This is a genomic window from Pseudomonas sp. LJDD11 (assembly GCF_024584215.1).
In the GTDB taxonomy this organism is placed as follows: Bacteria; Pseudomonadota; Gammaproteobacteria; order Pseudomonadales; family Pseudomonadaceae; genus Aquipseudomonas.
The window spans coordinates 1-18,352 of the sequence record NZ_JANJFL010000031.1; the positions used below are offsets into that span (position 1 = coordinate 1).

Sequence of the window (18,352 nt, forward strand, 5' to 3'; positions counted from 1 at the left end):
GCGACCACCTTGAGGATCACACCGTGCTCAATCTTCTTGCCGCGCGGGTCCTGCATTTTCGGGTAATCGATTTTTTGTACTTCGACCTTGCCAGCGCCGAGATACACCACACCGCGATTTCCAGACATCTTGTCACCTCTCTAGTTTTTTTTAACGAGGAGTCGCCGCACGTTTGGTGCCCAGTGTCGAATCTGGCCAGGCATCGGCCCGCCACTGAACCTGCCACGCACAGCGTGTCGCTTGCAGCTAAGGATGCGCCGATTCAAACCGGGCTTTTTCGGTCACACCGCCCTCAGCTATCTCAAAAACGACAAGCACAGAAATAAGCCGCGATTTTGTCCGGACCTGAATTTCAGCCAGGCCAAAACGCCGGAATTGAGCATAGAAGCTCATCCGGGATTTGCGTGTTTAAAACGACAGAGCCTCAGCCCGCAAAGCGGACTGAGGCACGGAGGTAAACCTGAGAGGCCGGGTTACAGAACGACGGTGCGGTTGGCGTTGAGAAACACCCGCCGCTCGATGTGATAACCCACAGCCCGCGCCAGCGTCAGGCACTCGATATCGCGGCCCCTGGCGATCAGGTCTTCGGGGTAGTACGAGTGGTCGACCACTTCCACGCCCTGGGCAATGATCGGCCCTTCGTCGAGGTCGTTATTGATGTAGTGCGCCGTGGCGCCAACCATCTTCACGCCCTTGTTGTAGGCCTGGTGATAAGGCTTGGCGCCCTTGAAACCCGGCAACAGCGAGTGGTGAATGTTGATGGCCTTGCCATCGAGCTTGCGGCACAACTCCGGCGACAGGACCTGCATGTAACGGGCAAGAATCACCAGCTCTGCGCCGGACTCTTCGACCACCTGCATCACCTTGGCTTCCTGACCCGGCTTGTCGTTCGGATCCAGCGGGAAGTGATAGTAGGGAATCGAATGCCAGGCGGCCAACGGCTCCAGATCCGGATGGTTGGAGACCACCGCGACCACGTCCATCGACAACTGATTGATCCGCTGGCGGTACAGCAGATCGTTGAGGCAATGATCGGCCTTGGAGACCATGATCACGACTTTGGGGCGGTAGTTGGGGGCCGTCAGCTCGAAGACCATCCCGAACCCCGCGCCACGCTCGGCAAGGCCACTGCGAAAGGCAGCCTCGTCAAAGCCATCTGGCTGGCGGAATTCGACACGAATGAAAAAGCGCGCGGACAACCGGTCATCGAACGAATGATGCTCGGTGACATAGCAGCCCTGCTCGAACAGGTAGCGCGTAACCGCATCAACAGTACCCAAGACGCTGGGGCAGTCGGCGGTGAGAATCCAGGTATCGGGGGCACGGCTCATGAGTCATCCTTTTTGCAGATGTGAAACCGGCAGGAGCGGCTTTAGCCGCGAAAGGGTCAGGCCCGATCGCGGCTAAAGCCGCTCCTGCGACAGATCAATCAGCCCTTGATACCCAGGCCGTATTCCGCCGAAGCATCCTGCAGCCACAGCCACCAGTAGTCGGAGAAGCTGCGGCGCACCAGCAGCTCCCAGGTTTCTTCGCCGGTGCGGCGAATCACCAGTTGCGACTTGGCGAACACCGTACCCACGGCCTTGCCGACCGGGAAGTTGCTGGGGTGAACATCGTAGCTGGTGGATTTTTTCAGCACATCGACCACGTTCGGGCCGCTCAGCTCAAGAATCGACCAGCCGCCGCTGACGTTGACGATAGCAATATGCTGACCGTCCAGCGCAGCGCGCAGCTTCTGCTCGGTTTCCAGTTCGGTCCCGGTCGGTACGATCAGTACCCACTCATCGGGGCCAAGCCATTGCAGCGAGCGCTCGCCGTCGATCACCAGACCCAGCGGGCCTGGCAGTTCCAGACCCAGGGCTTTTTTAACGCCGGTTGCGAAAGCCTTGTCATGACCATTACCACGAATGGTCAGGTGACCCAGCAGGTTCTTGTCGCGCAGCGACACGCCAGGGTTGGTGTTGCCTTTACCAACCAGTTTGTCCAGGCCCGCGTGGAACAGCGGTTGCTCGGCCTTGGCACCGGTGGTTGGACGTTGCTGGTATACGTTGACTGTAGTCATGACGCACCTGTTATCAATTCTGTTGTACAACCGGGCTTCGACTCTGTAGGAGCGACCTTGGTCGCGAAGGTCTTCGCGAGCAAGGCTGCTCCTACAGACCTCCCATTACTCGATGTTCTGGCGCTCGTTCTTCGGATCGAAGAACACGGTCGAAACGATCTCGGCCTCGATCACGCTGCCATCGGCCAGCGGTGCGTAGACCTTCTCGCCCATACGGTTGATACCGCCTTTGACCACGGCCAGGGCAAACGAATAGCCCAACGAGTTGTGCGCGTAGCTGGAGGTCACGTGACCGACCATCTTCATCGGGATCGACTGGTTAGGATCGAACACCAACTGGGCACCTTCCGGCAGCCAGCGTTTCGGGTCCAGCGGCTTGAGACCGACCAGTTGCTTGCGCTGCTCGCGCACGCAGTCTTCGCGGTTCATGCCACGCCAGCCGATCCACGAAAACGGTTTGGTGCGGCCCACACACCAGCCCATGTTCAGGTCGTCCGGGGTCATCGAGGAGTCAGTGTCCTGGCCTACGATGATGAAGCCCTTCTCGGCCCGCAGCACGTGCATGGTTTCGGTGCCGTACGGGGTCAGGTTGTACTTCTTGCCGGCCTCGGCGATCTTCTCCAGCACACCCATGGCGTAGTCAGCCTGGACGTTGACTTCGTACGACAGCTCGCCGGTGAACGAAATCCGGAAGATCCGCGCCGGTACGCCGGCCACTTCGCCTTCTTTCCAGGTCATGAACGGGAACGCTTCACGGCCCAGGTCGATGTCGGTCAGTTCCGACAGCAGTTTGCGACTGTTCGGGCCCGACAGGGTCAGGGTCGCCCAGTGGTCGGTCACGGAGGTGAAGTACACCTTCAGGTCCGGCCATTCGGTCTGCTGATACAGCTCCAGCCACTGCAGAACGCGCGCCGCGCCGCCGGTGGTGGTGGTCATCACGAAATGGTTGTCGCCGACACAGGCGGTCACGCCGTCGTCGAATACCATGCCGTCTTCTTTACACATCAGGCCGTAACGCGCCTTGCCCACATCCAGCTTGGTCCAGGCGTTGGTGTAAACGCGGTTGAGGAACTCGCGGGCATCCGGGCCCTGGATGTCGATCTTGCCGAGGGTCGAAGCGTCCAGCAGGCCGACGCTGTCACGCACTGCCTTGCACTCACGGGCCACGGCCGCGTGCATGTCTTCACCACCTTTGGGGAAGTACCAAGGGCGCTTCCACTGGCCGACGTCTTCGAATTCGGCACCGTTCTTGACGTGCCAGGCATGCAGTGCGGTGAAACGCACCGGCTCGAAGAGGTGACCGCAGTGACGGCCCGCCACGGCACCAAAGGTGACCGGGGTGTAGTTCGGGCGGAACATGGTGGTGCCCACCTCGGGGATGGTCACGTTCAGCGAGCGTGCGGCAATGGCCAGACCGTTGACGTTACCCAGTTTGCCCTGATCAGTACCGAAGCCCAGCGCGGTGTAGCGCTTGACGTGCTCGACCGACTCGAAGCCCTCACGGGTTGCCAGTTCAATGGCCGCTGCGGTGACGTCGTTCTGCAGGTCGACGAACTGCTTCGGCGCACGGGCGGTGCCCTTGTCGTGCGGCACCTGGAACAGCGCGACAGTCGGCTCTTCGGTACGACTTACGGTTTTCGGCAGCACGCCTTCGACCGCCTGGAAACCGGCTTCGCTGGCCGCACGCACGCCACCTTCGAAACCATCGGCCAGGGTGTCGCCCAGGCTGTAAACGCCGTTCAGACCACCGACGCAAACACGCTTCTGAGGGGCATCGCCGGCCACGAAGCCAAGAATGTCTTCACGCCATACCGGACGGCCGCCCAGGTGCGAAGCCAGGTGCACGACCGGGCTGTAGCCGCCGGAGCTGGCGATCAGGTCAGCATCGAGCCATTCACCAGGGCTGGTGACTTTCATGCTTTTCAGGTCGATGGCCGCCACGCGGGCACCGGTCACACGCTTGGTGCCACGGGCTTCGATCACCGCACTGGAGGTCAGGATGCGCAGGCCTTTGGCACGCGCCTCTTCAACCAGCGAACCACGCGGGTTATGACGGGCATCGGCAATCGCCACCACTTGCAGTCCGGCATCCAGCCAGTCCAGCGCCACGCGGTAGGCATAATCATTGTTGGTCGACAGCACCAGCTTCTTGCCCGGTGCCACGCCATAACGACGCACGTAGGTCGACACGGCACCGGCCAGCATGTTGCCCGGTACGTCGTTGTTGGCGTAAACCAGCGGCCGCTCGTGGGTACCGGTGGCCAGCACAACCCGCTTGGCACGTACACGGTGCACACGGTGGCGAACCTGGCCGATCGGCGCACGGTCACCCAGGTGGTCGGTCAGACGCTCGTGAATGGTCAGGAAGTTGTGGTCGTGGTAGCCGTTGACCGTAGCGCGAGGCAGCAGCACGACGTTCTTCAGGCCCGCCAGTTCGGCAACCACGCTGGCAACCCATTCGGTGGCCGGCTTGCCGTCCAGGCTTTCGCGGGTGTCGAGCAGGCTGCCGCCGAACTCTTCCTGTTCGTCAGCCAGGATCACCCGGGCACCGCTGCGCGCAGCGGCCAGGGCTGCGGCCAGACCGGCAGGGCCGGAACCGACCACCAGCACGTCGCAGTGCTGGTTGTAGTTGTCGTAACGGTCAGGGTCGTTTTCCAGAGGAGAACGGCCGAGACCTGCGGCCTTGCGGATGTACTTTTCGTAAGTCATCCAGAACGACTGCGGGTACATGAAGGTCTTGTAGTAGAAGCCCGGTGGCATCATCTTGCCGCCGACTTTACCCAAGATACCCATCACGTCGGTGTTCACGCTTGGCCAGCCGTTGGTGCTGGTGGCGACCAGCCCGGTGTACAGCGCCTGTTGTGTGGCCCGCACGTTCGGAATCTGGGTGGCCTCGGTGGCACCGAGTTGCAACACAGCGTTCGGCTCTTCGGCACCGGCGGCAAAGATGCCGCGCGGGCGCGAGTACTTGAAGCTGCGGCCGATCACATCAACGCCGTTGGCCAGCAGAGCGGACGCCAGAGAGTCACCGGCAAAGCCTTGGTAGGTCTGACCGTTGAAGGTGAAGTTCAGCACCTTGCTACGGTCGATACGGCCGCCATTGGGCAGACGATTGGTCTGGCTCATACCTTTTCTCCCTCGGCGGTGAACTGTGGCTTGGCGCCAATCGGATAGGTTTCGAGAATTTCGTAGGTCACGGTATTGCGGGTGACGTTGAAGTACTGACGGCAGCCGGCAGCGTGGTCCCACAGTTCATGGTGAATACCGCGCGGGTTATCACGGAAAAACATGTAGTCGCCCCACTGCTCGTCGGTGCAGGCATTCGGGTCCAGCGGGCGCGGAATGTGCGCCTGGCCGGCCGAGTGGAATTCCTCTTCGGAGCGCAGCTCGCCACAGTGAGGACAGAAGATTTGCAACATGTTCGGACTCTCCTGTTAGTGAGCGACGGCAGCAGCGCCGTGTTCGTCGATGAGGGCACCGTTGTGGAAACGGTCGATGGAGAACGGTGCCGCCAACGGGTGCATCTCGCCCTTGGCAAGACTGGCGGCAAACACGTTGCCCGAACCCGGCGTGGCCTTGAAGCCACCGGTACCCCAACCGCAGTTGAAGAACATGTTCGGCACCGGTGTCTTGGAGATGATCGGGCAAGCATCCGGCGAAGTGTCGACGATACCGCCCCACTGACGGTTCATGCGCACCCGCGACAGGATCGGGAACATCTCGACGATGGCCTGGATGGTGTGCTCGATCACCGGGTACGAACCGCGCTGGCCGTAGCCGACCCAGCCGTCGATACCGGCACCGATCACCAGGTCGCCCTTGTCGGACTGGCTGATGTAACCGTGTACGGCGTTGGACATGATCACGCTGTCGATGATCGGCTTGATCGGCTCGGAAACCAGCGCCTGCAGCGGGTGCGATTCCAGCGGCAGACGGAAGCCCGCCAGTTTGGCCATGTGCCCGGAGTTACCGGCAGTGACCACCCCGACGCGCTTGGCGCCAATGAAGCCCTTGGTGGTTTCGACACCGATGCACACGCCGTTCTGCTTGCGAAAACCGGTCACTTCGGTCTGCTGGATCAGGTCGACGCCCAGGGCGTCGGCGGCACGGGCATAGCCCCAGGCCACAGCATCGTGACGAGCCACGCCGCCACGGCGTTGTACGGTGGCGCCGAGGATCGGGTAGCGGGTGTTCTTCGAGCAGTCCAGGTACGGAATCTCGGCCGCGACCTGTTCAGTGTTGAGCAGCTCACCGTCCACCCCGTTGAGGCGGTTGGCGCTGACCCGACGCTCAGAATCACGGATGTCCTGCAGGGTGTGGCACAGGTTGTAGACGCCGCGCTGGGAGAACATCACGTTGTAGTTGATGTCCTGCGACAGGCCTTCCCACAACTTCATGGCGTGCTCGTACAGGTGGGCCGATTCGTCCCACAGGTAGTTGGAGCGCACGATAGTGGTGTTACGGGCGGTGTTGCCGCCGCCCAGATAACCCTTCTCGATCACCGCCACGTTGGTGATGCCGTGTTCCTTGGCCAGGTAGTAGGCGGTCGCCAGACCATGGCCGCCACCGCCGACGATGACCACATCGTAGACCTGCTTGGGCGTTGGCGTGCGCCACATGCGCTGCCAGTTCTCGTGGTGGCTGAGGGAGTGCTTGAAAAGGCCGAAGCCCGAATAACGTTTCATGTAAGGCGACTCCTGACTCAGCGGTAAACCGGGAAATCGGCGCACAGGGCGGCAACATGGCTGGCGACGTTAGCCTCGACATCGGCATCGCCGAGGTTGTCGAGGATGTCGCAGATCCAGCCGGCCAGCTCGATGCATTGGGTTTCTTTGAAGCCACGGCTGGTGACAGCCGGGGTGCCGATCCGCAGCCCCGAAGTCACGAACGGCGACTGCGGGTCATTCGGTACGGCGTTCTTGTTGACGGTGATGTGCGCGCGGCCCAGGGCGGCGTCAGCATCTTTACCGGTCAGGCCCTGACGGATCAGGCTGACCAGGAACAAGTGGTTGTCAGTACCGCCGGAGACCACGTCGAAGCCGCGGTCGATAAACACCTTGGCCATGGCTTGGGCGTTATTGATGACCTGCTGCTGGTAAGCCTTGAAGCCTGGCTCCAGCGCCTCTTTGAAGCACACGGCCTTGGCGGCGATGACGTGCATCAGCGGGCCGCCCTGAGCGCCGGGGAATACGGCGGCGTTGAGTTTTTTCTCGATCTCTTCGTTGGCCTTGGCCAGGATCAGGCCGCCACGTGGACCGCGCAGGGTCTTGTGGGTGGTGGTGGTCACCACGTCAGCGAACGGGATCGGGTTGGGGTACAGGCCCGCTGCGACCAGACCGGCCACGTGGGCCATGTCGACGAACAGCAGCGCACCGACCTTGTCAGCGATGGCGCGAAAGCGCGGGAAGTCCAGGGTCTTGGAGTAGGCCGAAAAACCGGCAACGATCATCTTTGGCTTGTGCTCGACGGCCAGGCGCTCGACTTCGTCGTAGTTGATCAGACCGGTGTCGGTGTCGATCCCGTACTGCACGGCGTTGTACAGCTTGCCCGACGAAGAAACCTTGGCACCGTGGGTCAGGTGACCGCCATGGGCCAGGCTCATGCCCAGGATGGTGTCGCCGGCTTGCAGCAGCGCCAGGTAGACCGCCGAGTTGGCCGAAGAGCCGGAGTGCGGCTGGACGTTGGCGTAATCAGCGCCGAACAGCTCTTTGGCGCGATCGATGGCCAGTTGCTCGACCTTGTCGACGTGCTCGCAGCCGCCGTAGTAACGCTTGCCCGGATACCCTTCGGCGTACTTGTTGGTCAGGCCACTGCCCTGCGCTTGCATGACGCGCTTGCTGGTGTAGTTTTCAGAGGCGATCAGTTCAATGTGGTCTTCCTGACGCTGCTCTTCGGCATTGATGGCCGCCAACAGTGCATCGTCATAACCCTGAATCTGGTCTTGTTTGCTGAACATCGCGGTCTCCCCAGCGGCGTCGCGGCGCCATTCATTATTGGATAGGGTGGGTTCATCACCCAGTGGCTGAGATGGTAGGCCGGCGGCGTCCTGCCCAGATGCCTGCACACGCCACGCAAAGGTGCTTTTACGACATGGATTTGACGGCGTGGAACATTCCGCCATGCGCCGTCGTCGCGGCGCCCCTGAAAAGCCCTGCAAGTGACGCGCAAAGCCCTGTAAACCGTGCCTTTGCGCGATCAGCAGGCGAGCCGCAGCAACCGAGGGCTGCGGCGGTTTTACCGGGAAAAAGAGGGGAATCGGGAGAGGAGAATGGCGTATTCAGACAAGTGACGCGGGTCATTGCAGGAGCGGCTTTAGTCTTCGCGGATAAATCCGCTCCTGCAGGCAACGGCTATCAGGCGTCCGGCTTGCCCGGTGCCTGTGCATCAGCACGGAACATGGCGCGGATGCCGCGCACCGCCTGACGGATCCGGTCCTGGTTCTCGATCAGGGCAAAACGCACATGGTCGTCACCGTATTCACCAAAACCGATACCCGGCGAGACGCACACCTTGGCCTCGGCCAGCAGCTTCTTGGCGAATTCCAGCGAGCCCAGATGGGCATAAGCCTCGGGGATCTTCGCCCAGACGTACATCGAGGCCTTGGGGTTCTCGACCATCCAGCCCAGCTCGTGCAGGCCCTTGACCAGCACATTGCGGCGCTGGCGATACTGTTCGGCGATATCCAGCACACACTGCTGGTCGCCTTCCAGTGCCGCGATGGCTGCTACCTGCAGCGGCGTGAAGGTGCCGTAGTCGTGGTAGCTCTTGATTCGCGCCAGGGCGCCGACCAGTTCCGGATTACCGACCATAAAACCAATCCGCCAGCCGGCCATGTTGTAACTCTTGGACAGGGTGAAGAACTCCACCGCAATGTCCTTGGCACCCGGAACCTGCATGATCGAGGGTGCCTGCCAGCCGTCGTAGACGATGTCGGCATAGGCCAGGTCGTGAACCACCAGCACGTCGTACTGCTTGGCCAGCGCAACCACGCGCTCGAAGAAATCCAGCTCAACGCATTGCGCGGTGGGGTTGGACGGGAAGCCGAGGATCATCATCTTGGGCTTGGGAATCGAGCCACGAATGGCCTTTTCCAGCTCGGCGAAAAAGTCCACGCCCGGCACCAGCGGCACCGAACGCACCTGGGCGCCGGCAATCACGGCACCGTAGATGTGGATCGGGTAACTGGGGTTGGGCACCAGCACCGTATCGCCCTGGTCGAGGGTGGCGAGCATCAGGTGCGCCAGGCCTTCCTTGGAACCGATGGTGACAATGGCTTCGCTTTCCGGGTCGATATCGACTTCGTAGCGCTTTTTGTACCAGTTGGAAATCGCCCGACGCAGGCGTGGAATACCCCGTGAAGTGGAGTAACCGTGGGTGTCTTCGCGCTGGGCGACGGTGACCAGCTTTTCCACGATGTGCGGTGGCGTAGCCCCGTCGGGGTTACCCATGCTCAGGTCGATGATGTCTTCACCGCGACGACGAGCAGCCATTTTCAGCTCGGCGGTGATATTGAAAACGTACGGGGGGAGTCGATCGATGCGCGCAAAGCGGCGCGGCGAACCTTGGTCAGCCATGAGAATCTCGCAAACGTAAGCGCCCGGAACCGTCCGAGCGACGCAGGCCGCATGAGGCGGCCTGCGCGCAAGATAAGCGCAGTGCCAGTATCTTGTCTACACCCTTGGGTTTCGAACGCTGGTTGCCAGCAGCGCAGTCCCCACCCAGAGCGGTGGCAGCCTTTGACTGCTGGTCAGCGCTTCAGGCCCCGGCGGCTTCGGCCTTGTCCTTGACCGGGGCTTTTTTCGCCGGTTCGGTCTTGGCGGGTGCCTTGTTGGCCGGTTCCTTTTTCGCAGGTTCTTTCTTGGCCGGTTCTTTCTTTGCTGGCTCTTTCTTGGCCGGCTCCTTGTGCGCTGGCGCCTTATGAGTGGCCTCTTTACTGGCCGGCTCTTTCTTCACCGTGTCCTTGGCTGGCTCGACCCTGGCCGGAACCACCGGTGCAGGTGCTGGCTCCGGCGCCACGACAGGTGCAGGTGCTACCGGTGCAGGAGCGGCTGGAGCTGGCGCTTTCTCGGCAGGTTTGTCTTCGCCACCAAACATCCGCGAGAAGAAGCCCGGTTGCTCGTCCTTCTTCGCCGGCGCCACTGCCGGAGCCGGTGCCGGCGGGATCACTTTCGGCTCGAACGACTTGCCGGCCGCCAGATCCTGCACTTGGCTGGCTGCGCGCTGGCCGCTGCGCAGCGCGCCTTCCAGGGTGCCGGGGTACAGGGTGTCGGTGTGCTCACCGGCAAACGCGACGCGCTGCACCGGTTTTTCCCAGACCCGCCAGAACTTGCTGATCTGCCCCGGACCATAGGCCAGGTACGAACCGCCCATCCCCGGATCGACGCTGTAGCGGCGGATTTCATAACCGGTATAGGCACCGCGTGCCTGTGGATAGAACGCATGCAGGCGGATCAGCACCTGATCGACCAGTTGCTTGTCACCAAACGCCTGCATGATCCGCGCGTTGTCGCCCGACAGGTTGATCACCACGTTGGCGCCGCCTTTGAGCGCCGGTTCGATCCACAGCATGCCAAGCCCGGTATTGCTGAAAATCTCGCCCGACAGGCGCGCCTTGCTGTCCCATACCGGGGTTTTGAACTTGAGCATGATCTGGTCGCGCCAACCGTAGTTGGTGCTGCGCAGCGCGCCCAGGTATTTGTCGCCCAGCGCCGGGGTCATCTGGATTTTCGCCAGCGCCCGCAGCGGCACGGCCAGCACCACGTAATCGGCGCTGTAGCCGACGCTGCCAACCTTGACCGTCACGCTGTCCTTGTCCTGAATAATCGCCGACACCGGCGACTGAGTCTTGATCGACTTCAACTGCCTGGTAAACGCCTCGGTCAGCACCGCGCTGCCACCGGGCAACCGCGCCGCACGACGGTCGCGGTCATCGACGCCACGGTACACCCGGGTCTGCTGGGCAAAGTACAGCAGCGACAGGCGCGAAGGCTCGTCGTAGCGGGTACGGATTTGCTGGTTGATCAACTGCCGGGCGGTTTCTGGCAGATTCTGCCGGTCCAGCCAGTTGGACACGTTGATCTGGTCCAGGGCAAACAGCGTGCTGTTGGCTGCCGGGTTCTCCGGGTCGTCGATGGAGCGCGCCAGATTATCCAGCGTCTCTTCGTAACGCTTGAGTGCCTCGGCAGTGGCAGGCTGCTTGACGGCCAGGTCTGCGGCGCTGAAGTGCACGCCGTCGATCAGGTAGCTGGGCGTGCGGACAAACTCCGGCGCAGCAACGCTGGTCAGCTTGAAGGTGTTCAGGTACTGGTTGAGCAATGGCTGAACCTTGTTGCTGCCGATCCACTCGCTGGTGGCCAGGCCCGAACGCCCGCCGGTGCTGCCTTTGGCCTCCAGCACAGTGACCTGCCAGCCCTTGGCCTGCAGTTCATAGGCGGCCGTCAGCCCCGCCAGTCCGCCGCCGACCACGATGGCGGTCCGGGGTTTGTCGCTGGCCAGTGCATTAAAGCTGACCAGCCCTATCACCAACAGCGCACAGCCGCGTAGCAAAGCGAAACGCATTGCGCAAACTCCGATAAAAAATGTGGAAAAGTTCAGGAAATGTCGCGAAGAGCCGCGAGCATACGTGACTGACGAAAGGCCTGCCAGCGATCAAAGGTTGTCCCTGAGCCGGGCATTCACTAGGCTTGCGCGATTCGCTTAATGGAGAGCGCCCATGGGCCTGAATGATCAGTGGATGCAACGTGACCTCAAGGTCTTGTGGCACCCCTGCACGCAGATGAAAGATCACGAACAACTGCCGCTGATTCCGATCCGCCGTGGCGAGGGTGTGTGGCTGGAAGACTTCGAGGGCAAACGCTACCTGGACGCGGTCAGCTCCTGGTGGGTGAATGTGTTCGGCCACGCCAACCCGCGCATCAACCAGCGCATCAAGGACCAGGTCGATCAGCTCGAACACGTGATCCTGGCCGGTTTCAGCCATCAGCCGGTCATCGAACTGTCGGAGCGGCTGGTCAAGCTGACCCCGGAAGGCCTGACCCGCTGCTTCTATGCCGACAACGGTTCGTCGTGCATCGAAGTGGCCTTGAAGATGAGCTTTCATTACTGGCTCAACCGCGGCCAGCCCGACAAAAAACGCTTCGTGACCCTGACCAACAGCTACCACGGCGAGACGGTGGCGGCGATGTCGGTGGGCGATGTGGCGTTGTTTACCGAGACCTACAAGTCGCTGCTGCTCGACACCATCAAGGTGCCCAGCCCGGACTGCTATCACCGCCCCGAAGGCGTGAGCTGGGAGCAACACTCGCGCACGATGTTCCAGGCCATGGAGCAGACCCTGGCCGAACATCACGCCAGCGTCGCGGCAGTGATCGTCGAGCCGCTGATTCAGGGTGCCGGTGGCATGCGCATGTACCACCCGGTCTATCTCAAGCTGTTGCGCGAAGCCTGTGACCGCTACGGCGTGCACCTGATCCACGACGAAATCGCCGTGGGCTTTGGCCGCACCGGGACGATGTTCGCCTGCGAACAGGCCGGTATCCGGCCGGATTTTCTCTGCCTGTCCAAGGCGCTGACCGGCGGCTACCTGCCATTGGCGGCGTGCCTGACCACCGATGAGGTGTACAGCGCGTTCTACGACGAATACCCGACCCTGCGCGCCTTCCTGCACTCGCACAGCTACACCGGCAACCCGCTGGCATGCGCCGCCGCGCTGGCAACGCTGGATATCTTCGAACAAGACAATGTGATCGAGGCCAACAAGGCCCTGGCCCAGCGCATGGCCAGCGCCACCGCGCACCTGGCCGACCACCCGAATGTCGCCGAAGTGCGCCAGACCGGCATGGCCCTAGCCATCGAGATGGTGCAGGACAAAGCCACCCGGACCGCCTACCCGTGGCAGCAGCGTCGGGGCCTGAAGGTGTTCCAGCATGCCCTGGAGCGTGGCGCGCTGCTGCGCCCGCTAGGCAACGTGGTGTATTTCCTGCCGCCTTATGTAATCACCCCGGAGCAGATCGACTTTCTGGCCGAAGTGGCCAGCGAAGGCATCGACATCGCCACGCGTGAAACCATCAGCGTGGCAGTACCGGAAGGCTTCCACCCGGACTTTCGCGACCCCGGCTGAACCCGACTATCCCCGTAGGAGCTTCGCGGCTAAAGCCGCTCCTACAGCCGCAAATAGCTGCCCAGAATATCCAGAGATCCCCCCATGAGACTGTCCCGCTTCTTCATCGATGCCCCACTGAGCCTGGGCGAACACACCTTGCCAGAAGCCCAGGCCCATTACATTGGCCGGGTGTTACGCATGACCGAAGGTCAGGCACTGCAACTGTTCGACGGCTCGGGCAGCGAATATCGCGCCACCCTGCTGGAGGTCGGCAAAAAGCAGGTGCGCGTGCAACTCGATGAGTCATTTGCCGGGCAGCCCGAATCGCCGTTGCGCATTCATCTGGGCCAGGGCCTGTCGCGTGGCGAGCGCATGGACTGGGCGATCCAGAAAGCCACTGAGCTGGGCGCCACAGAGATCACGCCGATTGTCAGCGAGCGCTGCGAGGTGCGCCTCAAGGACGAACGTGCCGAGAAGCGTCAGGCTCACTGGCGGCAGATTGCAATCAGCGCCTGCGAGCAATGCGGCCGTTCGGTGGTGCCGGTGATTCATTCGCCTATACCGCTGGGCGAATGGCTTAAAACCACTCAGGCCGACCTCAAGCTGGTACTGCACCCGGTTGCCGCGCCGCTGACCAGCCATCCAGCGCCGCAGAGCCTGGCCTTCCTGATCGGCCCGGAAGGCGGCCTGAGCGATGCCGAGGTCGAGCAAGCCAAAGCCAGCGGTTATCACGCCGCCCGCCTCGGCCCCAGGGTCTTGCGCACCGAAACCGCCCCGGTGGTGGCCTTGAGCGTGGCGCAACAGCTATGGGGCGATTTTCTGCAGGGCAATTGAAGACCCGTAGGCCCTGCTTCAGTAGGGAAGCCTTCGCGGCTGAAGCCGATCCTACGGAATAAATACAAGCCAGATGCTTCACGATGGGTAGCCGCGCCGCTGTGGTGCGCGATAAGCGTGCATAAATGCACGGCCTCAACCGACGGTATCGAACGGCGCAGGCCAACACGCCTTCATGCGACGGCTGCAAAGCCAGCACCACAAGGGCCTGCGAGGCTTTCACAAAATAGAAAGCGGGTTTCCACAAAACTGGCACGCGACCTGCAATATCTCCTGTACCTACCAGTTTTGGGGGCCTTGGTACAGGCAGGCCGGGGATTCCCCTTTTTATTGCTCACGGAGGCTGACTTTCAGCCTCCAGCGCCCGTCCACCTCGTCAGTGTGCCAGTCACCCTGCAACGGACGGGCCGCCAGCAGCGTCAGCACCAGTCCTTTATCCCCCCGCTCGATGCGCCAGCGCGCCACTTTGTTGTCCATGCGCAACTGGCCGTTCCAGGGCCGTCCGTACGCCAGCAGATGCAACACCACGGCGCCGTCCACGGTATCGCCTTCTACTGTGGGTTCTTCGTCGAACCACAAGGCCAGCCCGGTGGGCAGCTCTTCGATCTGCACCAGTTCAACCGGCTCAGGCTGGGTCAGACGACCGATCATCATCCCCACCGAAAACCCGACAATCGCCATCGAGCCCAACACCCGCGGCCAGAACTTCGGCCTGGGGTCTTCTTCAGGAGTAGAATGCATCCCGTCATTTCGTTCGGAGCCGTGCATGTTTCACGTCATCCTTTTTCAACCAGAAATTCCGCCGAATACCGGCAATGTCATCAGGCTCTGCGCCAATAGTGGCTGCACCCTGCATTTGATCGAGCCGTTGGGTTTCGAGCTGGACGACAAACGGCTGCGCCGCGCCGGGCTCGACTACCACGAGTATGCCACGCTGCAAACCCACCCAAGCCTGGCCAGTTGCCTGGAAAAACTCGGCCACCCGCGGCTGTTCGCTTTCACCACCAAGGGCTCGCAGCCATTTCACGACGTCAGCTTTCAGCCTGGCGATGCGTTTATCTTCGGCCCGGAAAGCCGTGGCCTGCCCGCCGAAGTGCTCGACACCTTCAGCCCGGACCGGCGCCTGCGCCTGCCCATGCGTGAAGGCTGCCGCAGCCTGAACCTGTCCAATACCGTGGCCGTGGCGGTGTATGAGGCGTGGCGGCAGCAGGGTTTTGCCTGAAGGGCACCTCTAAAAACTACCTGCGTTGCCATCACTGCGTTAAAAACAGGCTCACAATGCTCATTGACAACGGGTCAACTCCGCTTGCTCGCCTGTTTTTGCCTTGCGCTGGCTGCCTCGCCTACGTTTTTAGAGGCCCCCTGAAGGACACCTTGAACACCGCTGCATAAAAAAAGCGCCTGCAAAGGCGCTTTTTCATGAGCGGTGCGATCAGGCCGAAGGCGCTTCGCCCGACTCTTGCAGACGCTGCAGCTCTTGGGCATACAGGGCGTCGAAGTTCACTGGCGAGAGCATCAGCGCCGGGAACGAACCACGCACCACCAGGCTGTCGATGGCTTCGCGCGCGTACGGGAACAGAATGTTCGGGCAGAACGCACCCAGGGTGTGGCTCATGGACGAAGCATCCAGACCCTTGATCAGGAAGATGCCGGCCTGTTGCACTTCAACGATGAAAGCAGTCTCGTCACCGTTGTTCACAGTAACCGACAGGGTCAGGACGACTTCGTAGAAGTCGTTTTCCAGCGCTTTCTGGCGGGTGTTGAGGTCCAGGCTGACCGAAGGGGTCCACTCCTGACGGAAGATGGCCGGGCTTTTCGGTGCTTCAAACGACAGGTCACGAACGTAAAGACGCTGCAGCGAGAATTGTGGTGCGTTGTCTTCGTTGGCAACAGCGCCGTTGGTGGTTTGTTCGGTCATGTCGGATCCTTCTCGAAATTAGGGTTTGCAATAAAGTTGAGTCAGGCCTGAAGCAGCTCATCGAGTTCGCCGGCACGCTCCAGAGCAAACAGGTCATCACAGCCGCCCACATGGGCGTCGCCGATCCAGATCTGTGGCACCGAAGTACGCCCGGCCTTCTGGGCCATGGCTGCGCGCACCTGGGGTTGGCCATCGACGCGAATTTCTTCGAAGGCTACGTTCTTGCTCTTGAGCAACTGCTTGGCGCGGATGCAATAAGGGCAATAGTCACTGGAATAGACGAGGACATCGGCCATTTACTTCACCAATGGAAGGTTGTCGGCACGCCAGGTGGAAATACCGCCCGACAGCTTGGCCGCCTTGAAGCCAGCCTTGATCAGCTCGCCGGCGGTGCTGCCTGCATGCTGCCCCATGGCGTCGACCAGAATCAACGTCTTGTCCTTGTATTTGTTCAGCTCCGAAGTACGGCTCAGGACTTTGTCCTGCGGGTAATTGAGCGCGCCAACGATGTGGCCTGCGGCGTAATCCTTGGCGGAACGAACGTCGATCACCACGCCCTGGTCGCTGTTCACCAGCGCGGTCAGTTGGCCAGTGCTGATACCGCGGGCACCTTTGCTCACTTCATAAGCGATCAGCAACGCCAGCAGAATCACGAAAGCGCCGGTGATCAGATAGTGGTTTGTGATGAATTCAAGCAGTTGAGCAACCATCTTTAGGTTCCAGGGCGTTAAAATGCCGGCCAGTATACACACCCCCCAAGGACCACCAAAGGGTGCACGGCAGTGACGCCGGGGGAACTTGTCCCTAAAATGCCGATCTTTTCCCTACTTCCCATTTTGCAAAGCAGGCCGTTCGAAACCGGGACGACGTTCCCGACTGAAGCGGCCGGCAAACGAGGGTTTCTATGACTGCTGCGCCCAAACCTCTGGTTCTGATCATTCTCGACGGCTTCGGCCACAGCGAGAACCCCGAAGGCAACGCCATCATGGCGGCCCGGATGCCAGTCATGGAACGTCTCTACGCCAGCAAGTCCCACGGGCTGATTTCCGGCTCCGGCATGGACGTCGGCCTGCCCGACGGGCAGATGGGCAACTCGGAAGTCGGTCACATGAACCTCGGCGCCGGCCGGGTGGTGTACCAGGACTTCACCCGGGTCACCAAGGCCATCCGCGACGGCGAGTTCTTCGAAAACCCGGCCATCTGCGAGGCAGTCGACAAGGCCGTTGGTGCCGGCAAGGCCGTGCACATCATGGGCCTGCTGTCGGACGGCGGGGTGCACAGCCACCAGGATCATCTGGTCGCCATGGCCGAACTGGCGGCCAAGCGCGGCGCCGAGAAAATCTACCTGCATGCGTTCCTCGATGGCCGCGATACGCCACCGCGCAGCGCCGAAAGCTCGCTGCAACTGCTCGACGACGCGTTTGCCCGGTTGGGCAAGGGCCGCATCGCGACGATCATCGGCCGGTTCTTCGCCATGGACCGCGACAATCGCTGGGATCGCGTTTCGGCGGCCTATAACCTGATTGTTGACGGCACTGCCGAATTCACCTCAGACAACGCCGTAGCCGGTCTGCAGGCGGCCTATGCCCGTGACGAGAGCGACGAGTTCGTCAAACCCACGGCCATTGGCGAGAAAGTCACCGTTGAAGACGGCGACGCCGTGGTATTCATGAACTTCCGCGCCGACCGCGCCCGCGAACTGAGCCGGGTGTTCGTCGAGGATGACTTCAAAGAGTTCGCCCGCGCCCGCCAGCCCAAGACCCATTACGTGATGCTGACCCAGTACTCGGCCAGCATCCACGCCCCGGCCGCTTTCGCGCCGGGCAGCCTGAAAAACGTGCTGGGCCAGTACCTGGCCGACAACGGTAAAACCCAACTGCGCATCGCCGAAACCGAGAAATACGCCCATGTGACGTTCTTCTTCTCCGGCGGCCGCGAAGAGGAATTCCCTGGCGAAGAGCGCATCCTGATCCCGTCGCCCAAGGTCGCCACGTACGACCTGCAGCCAGAGATGAGCGCACCGCAAGTCACCGACCGCATCGTCGATGCCATCGAAAACCAGCGTTATGACGTGATCATCGTCAACTACGCCAACGGCGACATGGTTGGCCACAGCGGTGTGATGGCCGCGGCGGTCAAGGCCGTGGAGTGCCTGGACGAGTGCCTGGGGCGCATCACCACCGCGCTGGACAAGGTCGGCGGCGAAGCGCTGATCACCGCCGACCACGGTAACGTCGAGCAAATGACCGACGACCATACCGGCCAGGCGCACACGGCGCACACCTCCGAACCGGTGCCGTTCATCTATTATGGCAACAAGCCTTTGAAGGTCCGTGAAGGCGGTGTCCTGGCCGACGTGGCCCCGACCCTGCTGCTGTTGCTGGGCCTGGACAAGCCCGAAGAAATGACCGGCCATTCGATTCTGGTGGCCAAATAA

16 protein-coding genes and 1 pseudogene are annotated in these 18,352 nt (G+C 61.6%); 4 read left to right on the forward strand and 13 right to left on the reverse strand.

The features are described from left to right. From NRB16_RS25360 to NRB16_RS25400, 9 genes and pseudogenes are all read right to left on the reverse strand, one after another. Positions 1–128, reverse strand: a pseudogene (locus NRB16_RS25360) (formaldehyde dehydrogenase, glutathione-independent); the annotation flags it as partial. A 345-nt stretch (positions 129–473) separates the two neighbouring features. Next, a complete protein-coding gene (locus NRB16_RS25365; RefSeq protein ID WP_253143048.1) occupies positions 474–1,331 on the reverse strand; it encodes a formyltetrahydrofolate deformylase in 858 nt (285 codons plus the stop codon). Positions 1,332–1,429: 98 nt separating this feature from the next. Continuing rightward, positions 1,430–2,062, reverse strand: a complete 633-nt coding sequence (locus tag NRB16_RS25370) for a sarcosine oxidase subunit gamma (protein ID WP_253117850.1) — start codon at positions 2,060–2,062, stop codon at positions 1,430–1,432. A 105-nt stretch (positions 2,063–2,167) separates the two neighbouring features. Next, a complete protein-coding gene (locus NRB16_RS25375) occupies positions 2,168–5,188 on the reverse strand; it encodes a sarcosine oxidase subunit alpha (protein WP_257107258.1) in 3,021 nt (1,006 codons plus the stop codon). Continuing rightward, positions 5,185–5,481: a sarcosine oxidase subunit delta gene (locus NRB16_RS25380; RefSeq protein WP_045484475.1), complete on the reverse strand. Its 297-nt coding sequence runs from the start codon at positions 5,479–5,481 to the stop codon at positions 5,185–5,187. Before NRB16_RS25380 ends, NRB16_RS25375 begins: the two co-directional genes overlap by 4 nt. Positions 5,482–5,496: 15 nt before the next feature. Then, the gene (locus tag NRB16_RS25385) at positions 5,497–6,747 is read right to left on the reverse strand and encodes a sarcosine oxidase subunit beta family protein (protein WP_045484477.1); all 1,251 of its coding nucleotides are present in this window, start codon (positions 6,745–6,747) and stop codon (positions 5,497–5,499) included. A gap of 17 nt (positions 6,748–6,764) precedes the next feature. Beyond that, entirely contained in the window at positions 6,765–8,018 is a 1,254-nt protein-coding gene (glyA, locus tag NRB16_RS25390; RefSeq protein ID WP_045484479.1) for a serine hydroxymethyltransferase, read from the reverse strand. A gap of 397 nt (positions 8,019–8,415) precedes the next feature. After that, positions 8,416–9,636: an alanine transaminase gene (alaC, locus tag NRB16_RS25395; RefSeq protein WP_045484480.1), complete on the reverse strand. Its 1,221-nt coding sequence runs from the start codon at positions 9,634–9,636 to the stop codon at positions 8,416–8,418. A gap of 181 nt (positions 9,637–9,817) precedes the next feature. Further along, positions 9,818–11,620, reverse strand: coding sequence for a flavin monoamine oxidase family protein (locus NRB16_RS25400; RefSeq protein WP_257107259.1), 1,803 nt, complete (start codon positions 11,618–11,620; stop codon positions 9,818–9,820). 154 nt (positions 11,621–11,774) lie between these two features. On the opposite strand from NRB16_RS25400, the gene NRB16_RS25405 reads away from it, so the two are divergent. Next, positions 11,775–13,181, forward strand: a complete 1,407-nt coding sequence (locus NRB16_RS25405) for an adenosylmethionine--8-amino-7-oxononanoate transaminase (protein ID WP_253140034.1) — start codon at positions 11,775–11,777, stop codon at positions 13,179–13,181. 84 nt (positions 13,182–13,265) lie between these two features. After that, complete coding sequence (locus tag NRB16_RS25410) at positions 13,266–13,997, forward strand: 16S rRNA (uracil(1498)-N(3))-methyltransferase (RefSeq protein ID WP_045484483.1); 732 nt, start codon at positions 13,266–13,268, stop codon at positions 13,995–13,997. 327 nt (positions 13,998–14,324) lie between these two features. On the opposite strand, the gene NRB16_RS25415 is transcribed toward NRB16_RS25410, so the two are convergent. Next, the gene (locus NRB16_RS25415) at positions 14,325–14,765 is read right to left on the reverse strand and encodes a hypothetical protein (protein ID WP_045484485.1); all 441 of its coding nucleotides are present in this window, start codon (positions 14,763–14,765) and stop codon (positions 14,325–14,327) included. Between NRB16_RS25415 and trmL the strand changes: the two genes are divergently transcribed. Further along, complete coding sequence (gene trmL, locus NRB16_RS25420; protein ID WP_253117855.1) at positions 14,764–15,219, forward strand: tRNA (uridine(34)/cytosine(34)/5-carboxymethylaminomethyluridine(34)-2'-O)-methyltransferase TrmL; 456 nt, start codon at positions 14,764–14,766, stop codon at positions 15,217–15,219. The two genes, NRB16_RS25415 and trmL, sit on opposite strands and share 2 nt — an antisense overlap. A 210-nt stretch (positions 15,220–15,429) precedes the next feature. Here the strand turns inward: trmL and secB are convergent, their stop codons facing one another. The 3 genes from secB to NRB16_RS25435 are packed head-to-tail and all read right to left on the reverse strand — an operon-like array spanning position 15,430 to position 16,625. Further along, complete coding sequence (gene secB, locus NRB16_RS25425; protein WP_045484490.1) at positions 15,430–15,915, reverse strand: protein-export chaperone SecB; 486 nt, start codon at positions 15,913–15,915, stop codon at positions 15,430–15,432. 41 nt (positions 15,916–15,956) lie between these two features. Beyond that, complete coding sequence (grxC, locus tag NRB16_RS25430) at positions 15,957–16,211, reverse strand: glutaredoxin 3 (RefSeq protein WP_045484493.1); 255 nt, start codon at positions 16,209–16,211, stop codon at positions 15,957–15,959. Beyond that, on the reverse strand, positions 16,212–16,625 hold the full coding sequence (locus tag NRB16_RS25435; RefSeq protein WP_045484496.1) for a rhodanese-like domain-containing protein: 414 nt from the start codon (positions 16,623–16,625) through the stop codon (positions 16,212–16,214). 194 nt (positions 16,626–16,819) lie between these two features. Between NRB16_RS25435 and gpmI the strand changes: the two genes are divergently transcribed. Continuing rightward, positions 16,820–18,352: a 2,3-bisphosphoglycerate-independent phosphoglycerate mutase gene (gene gpmI / locus NRB16_RS25440; RefSeq protein WP_045484499.1), complete on the forward strand. Its 1,533-nt coding sequence runs from the start codon at positions 16,820–16,822 to the stop codon at positions 18,350–18,352.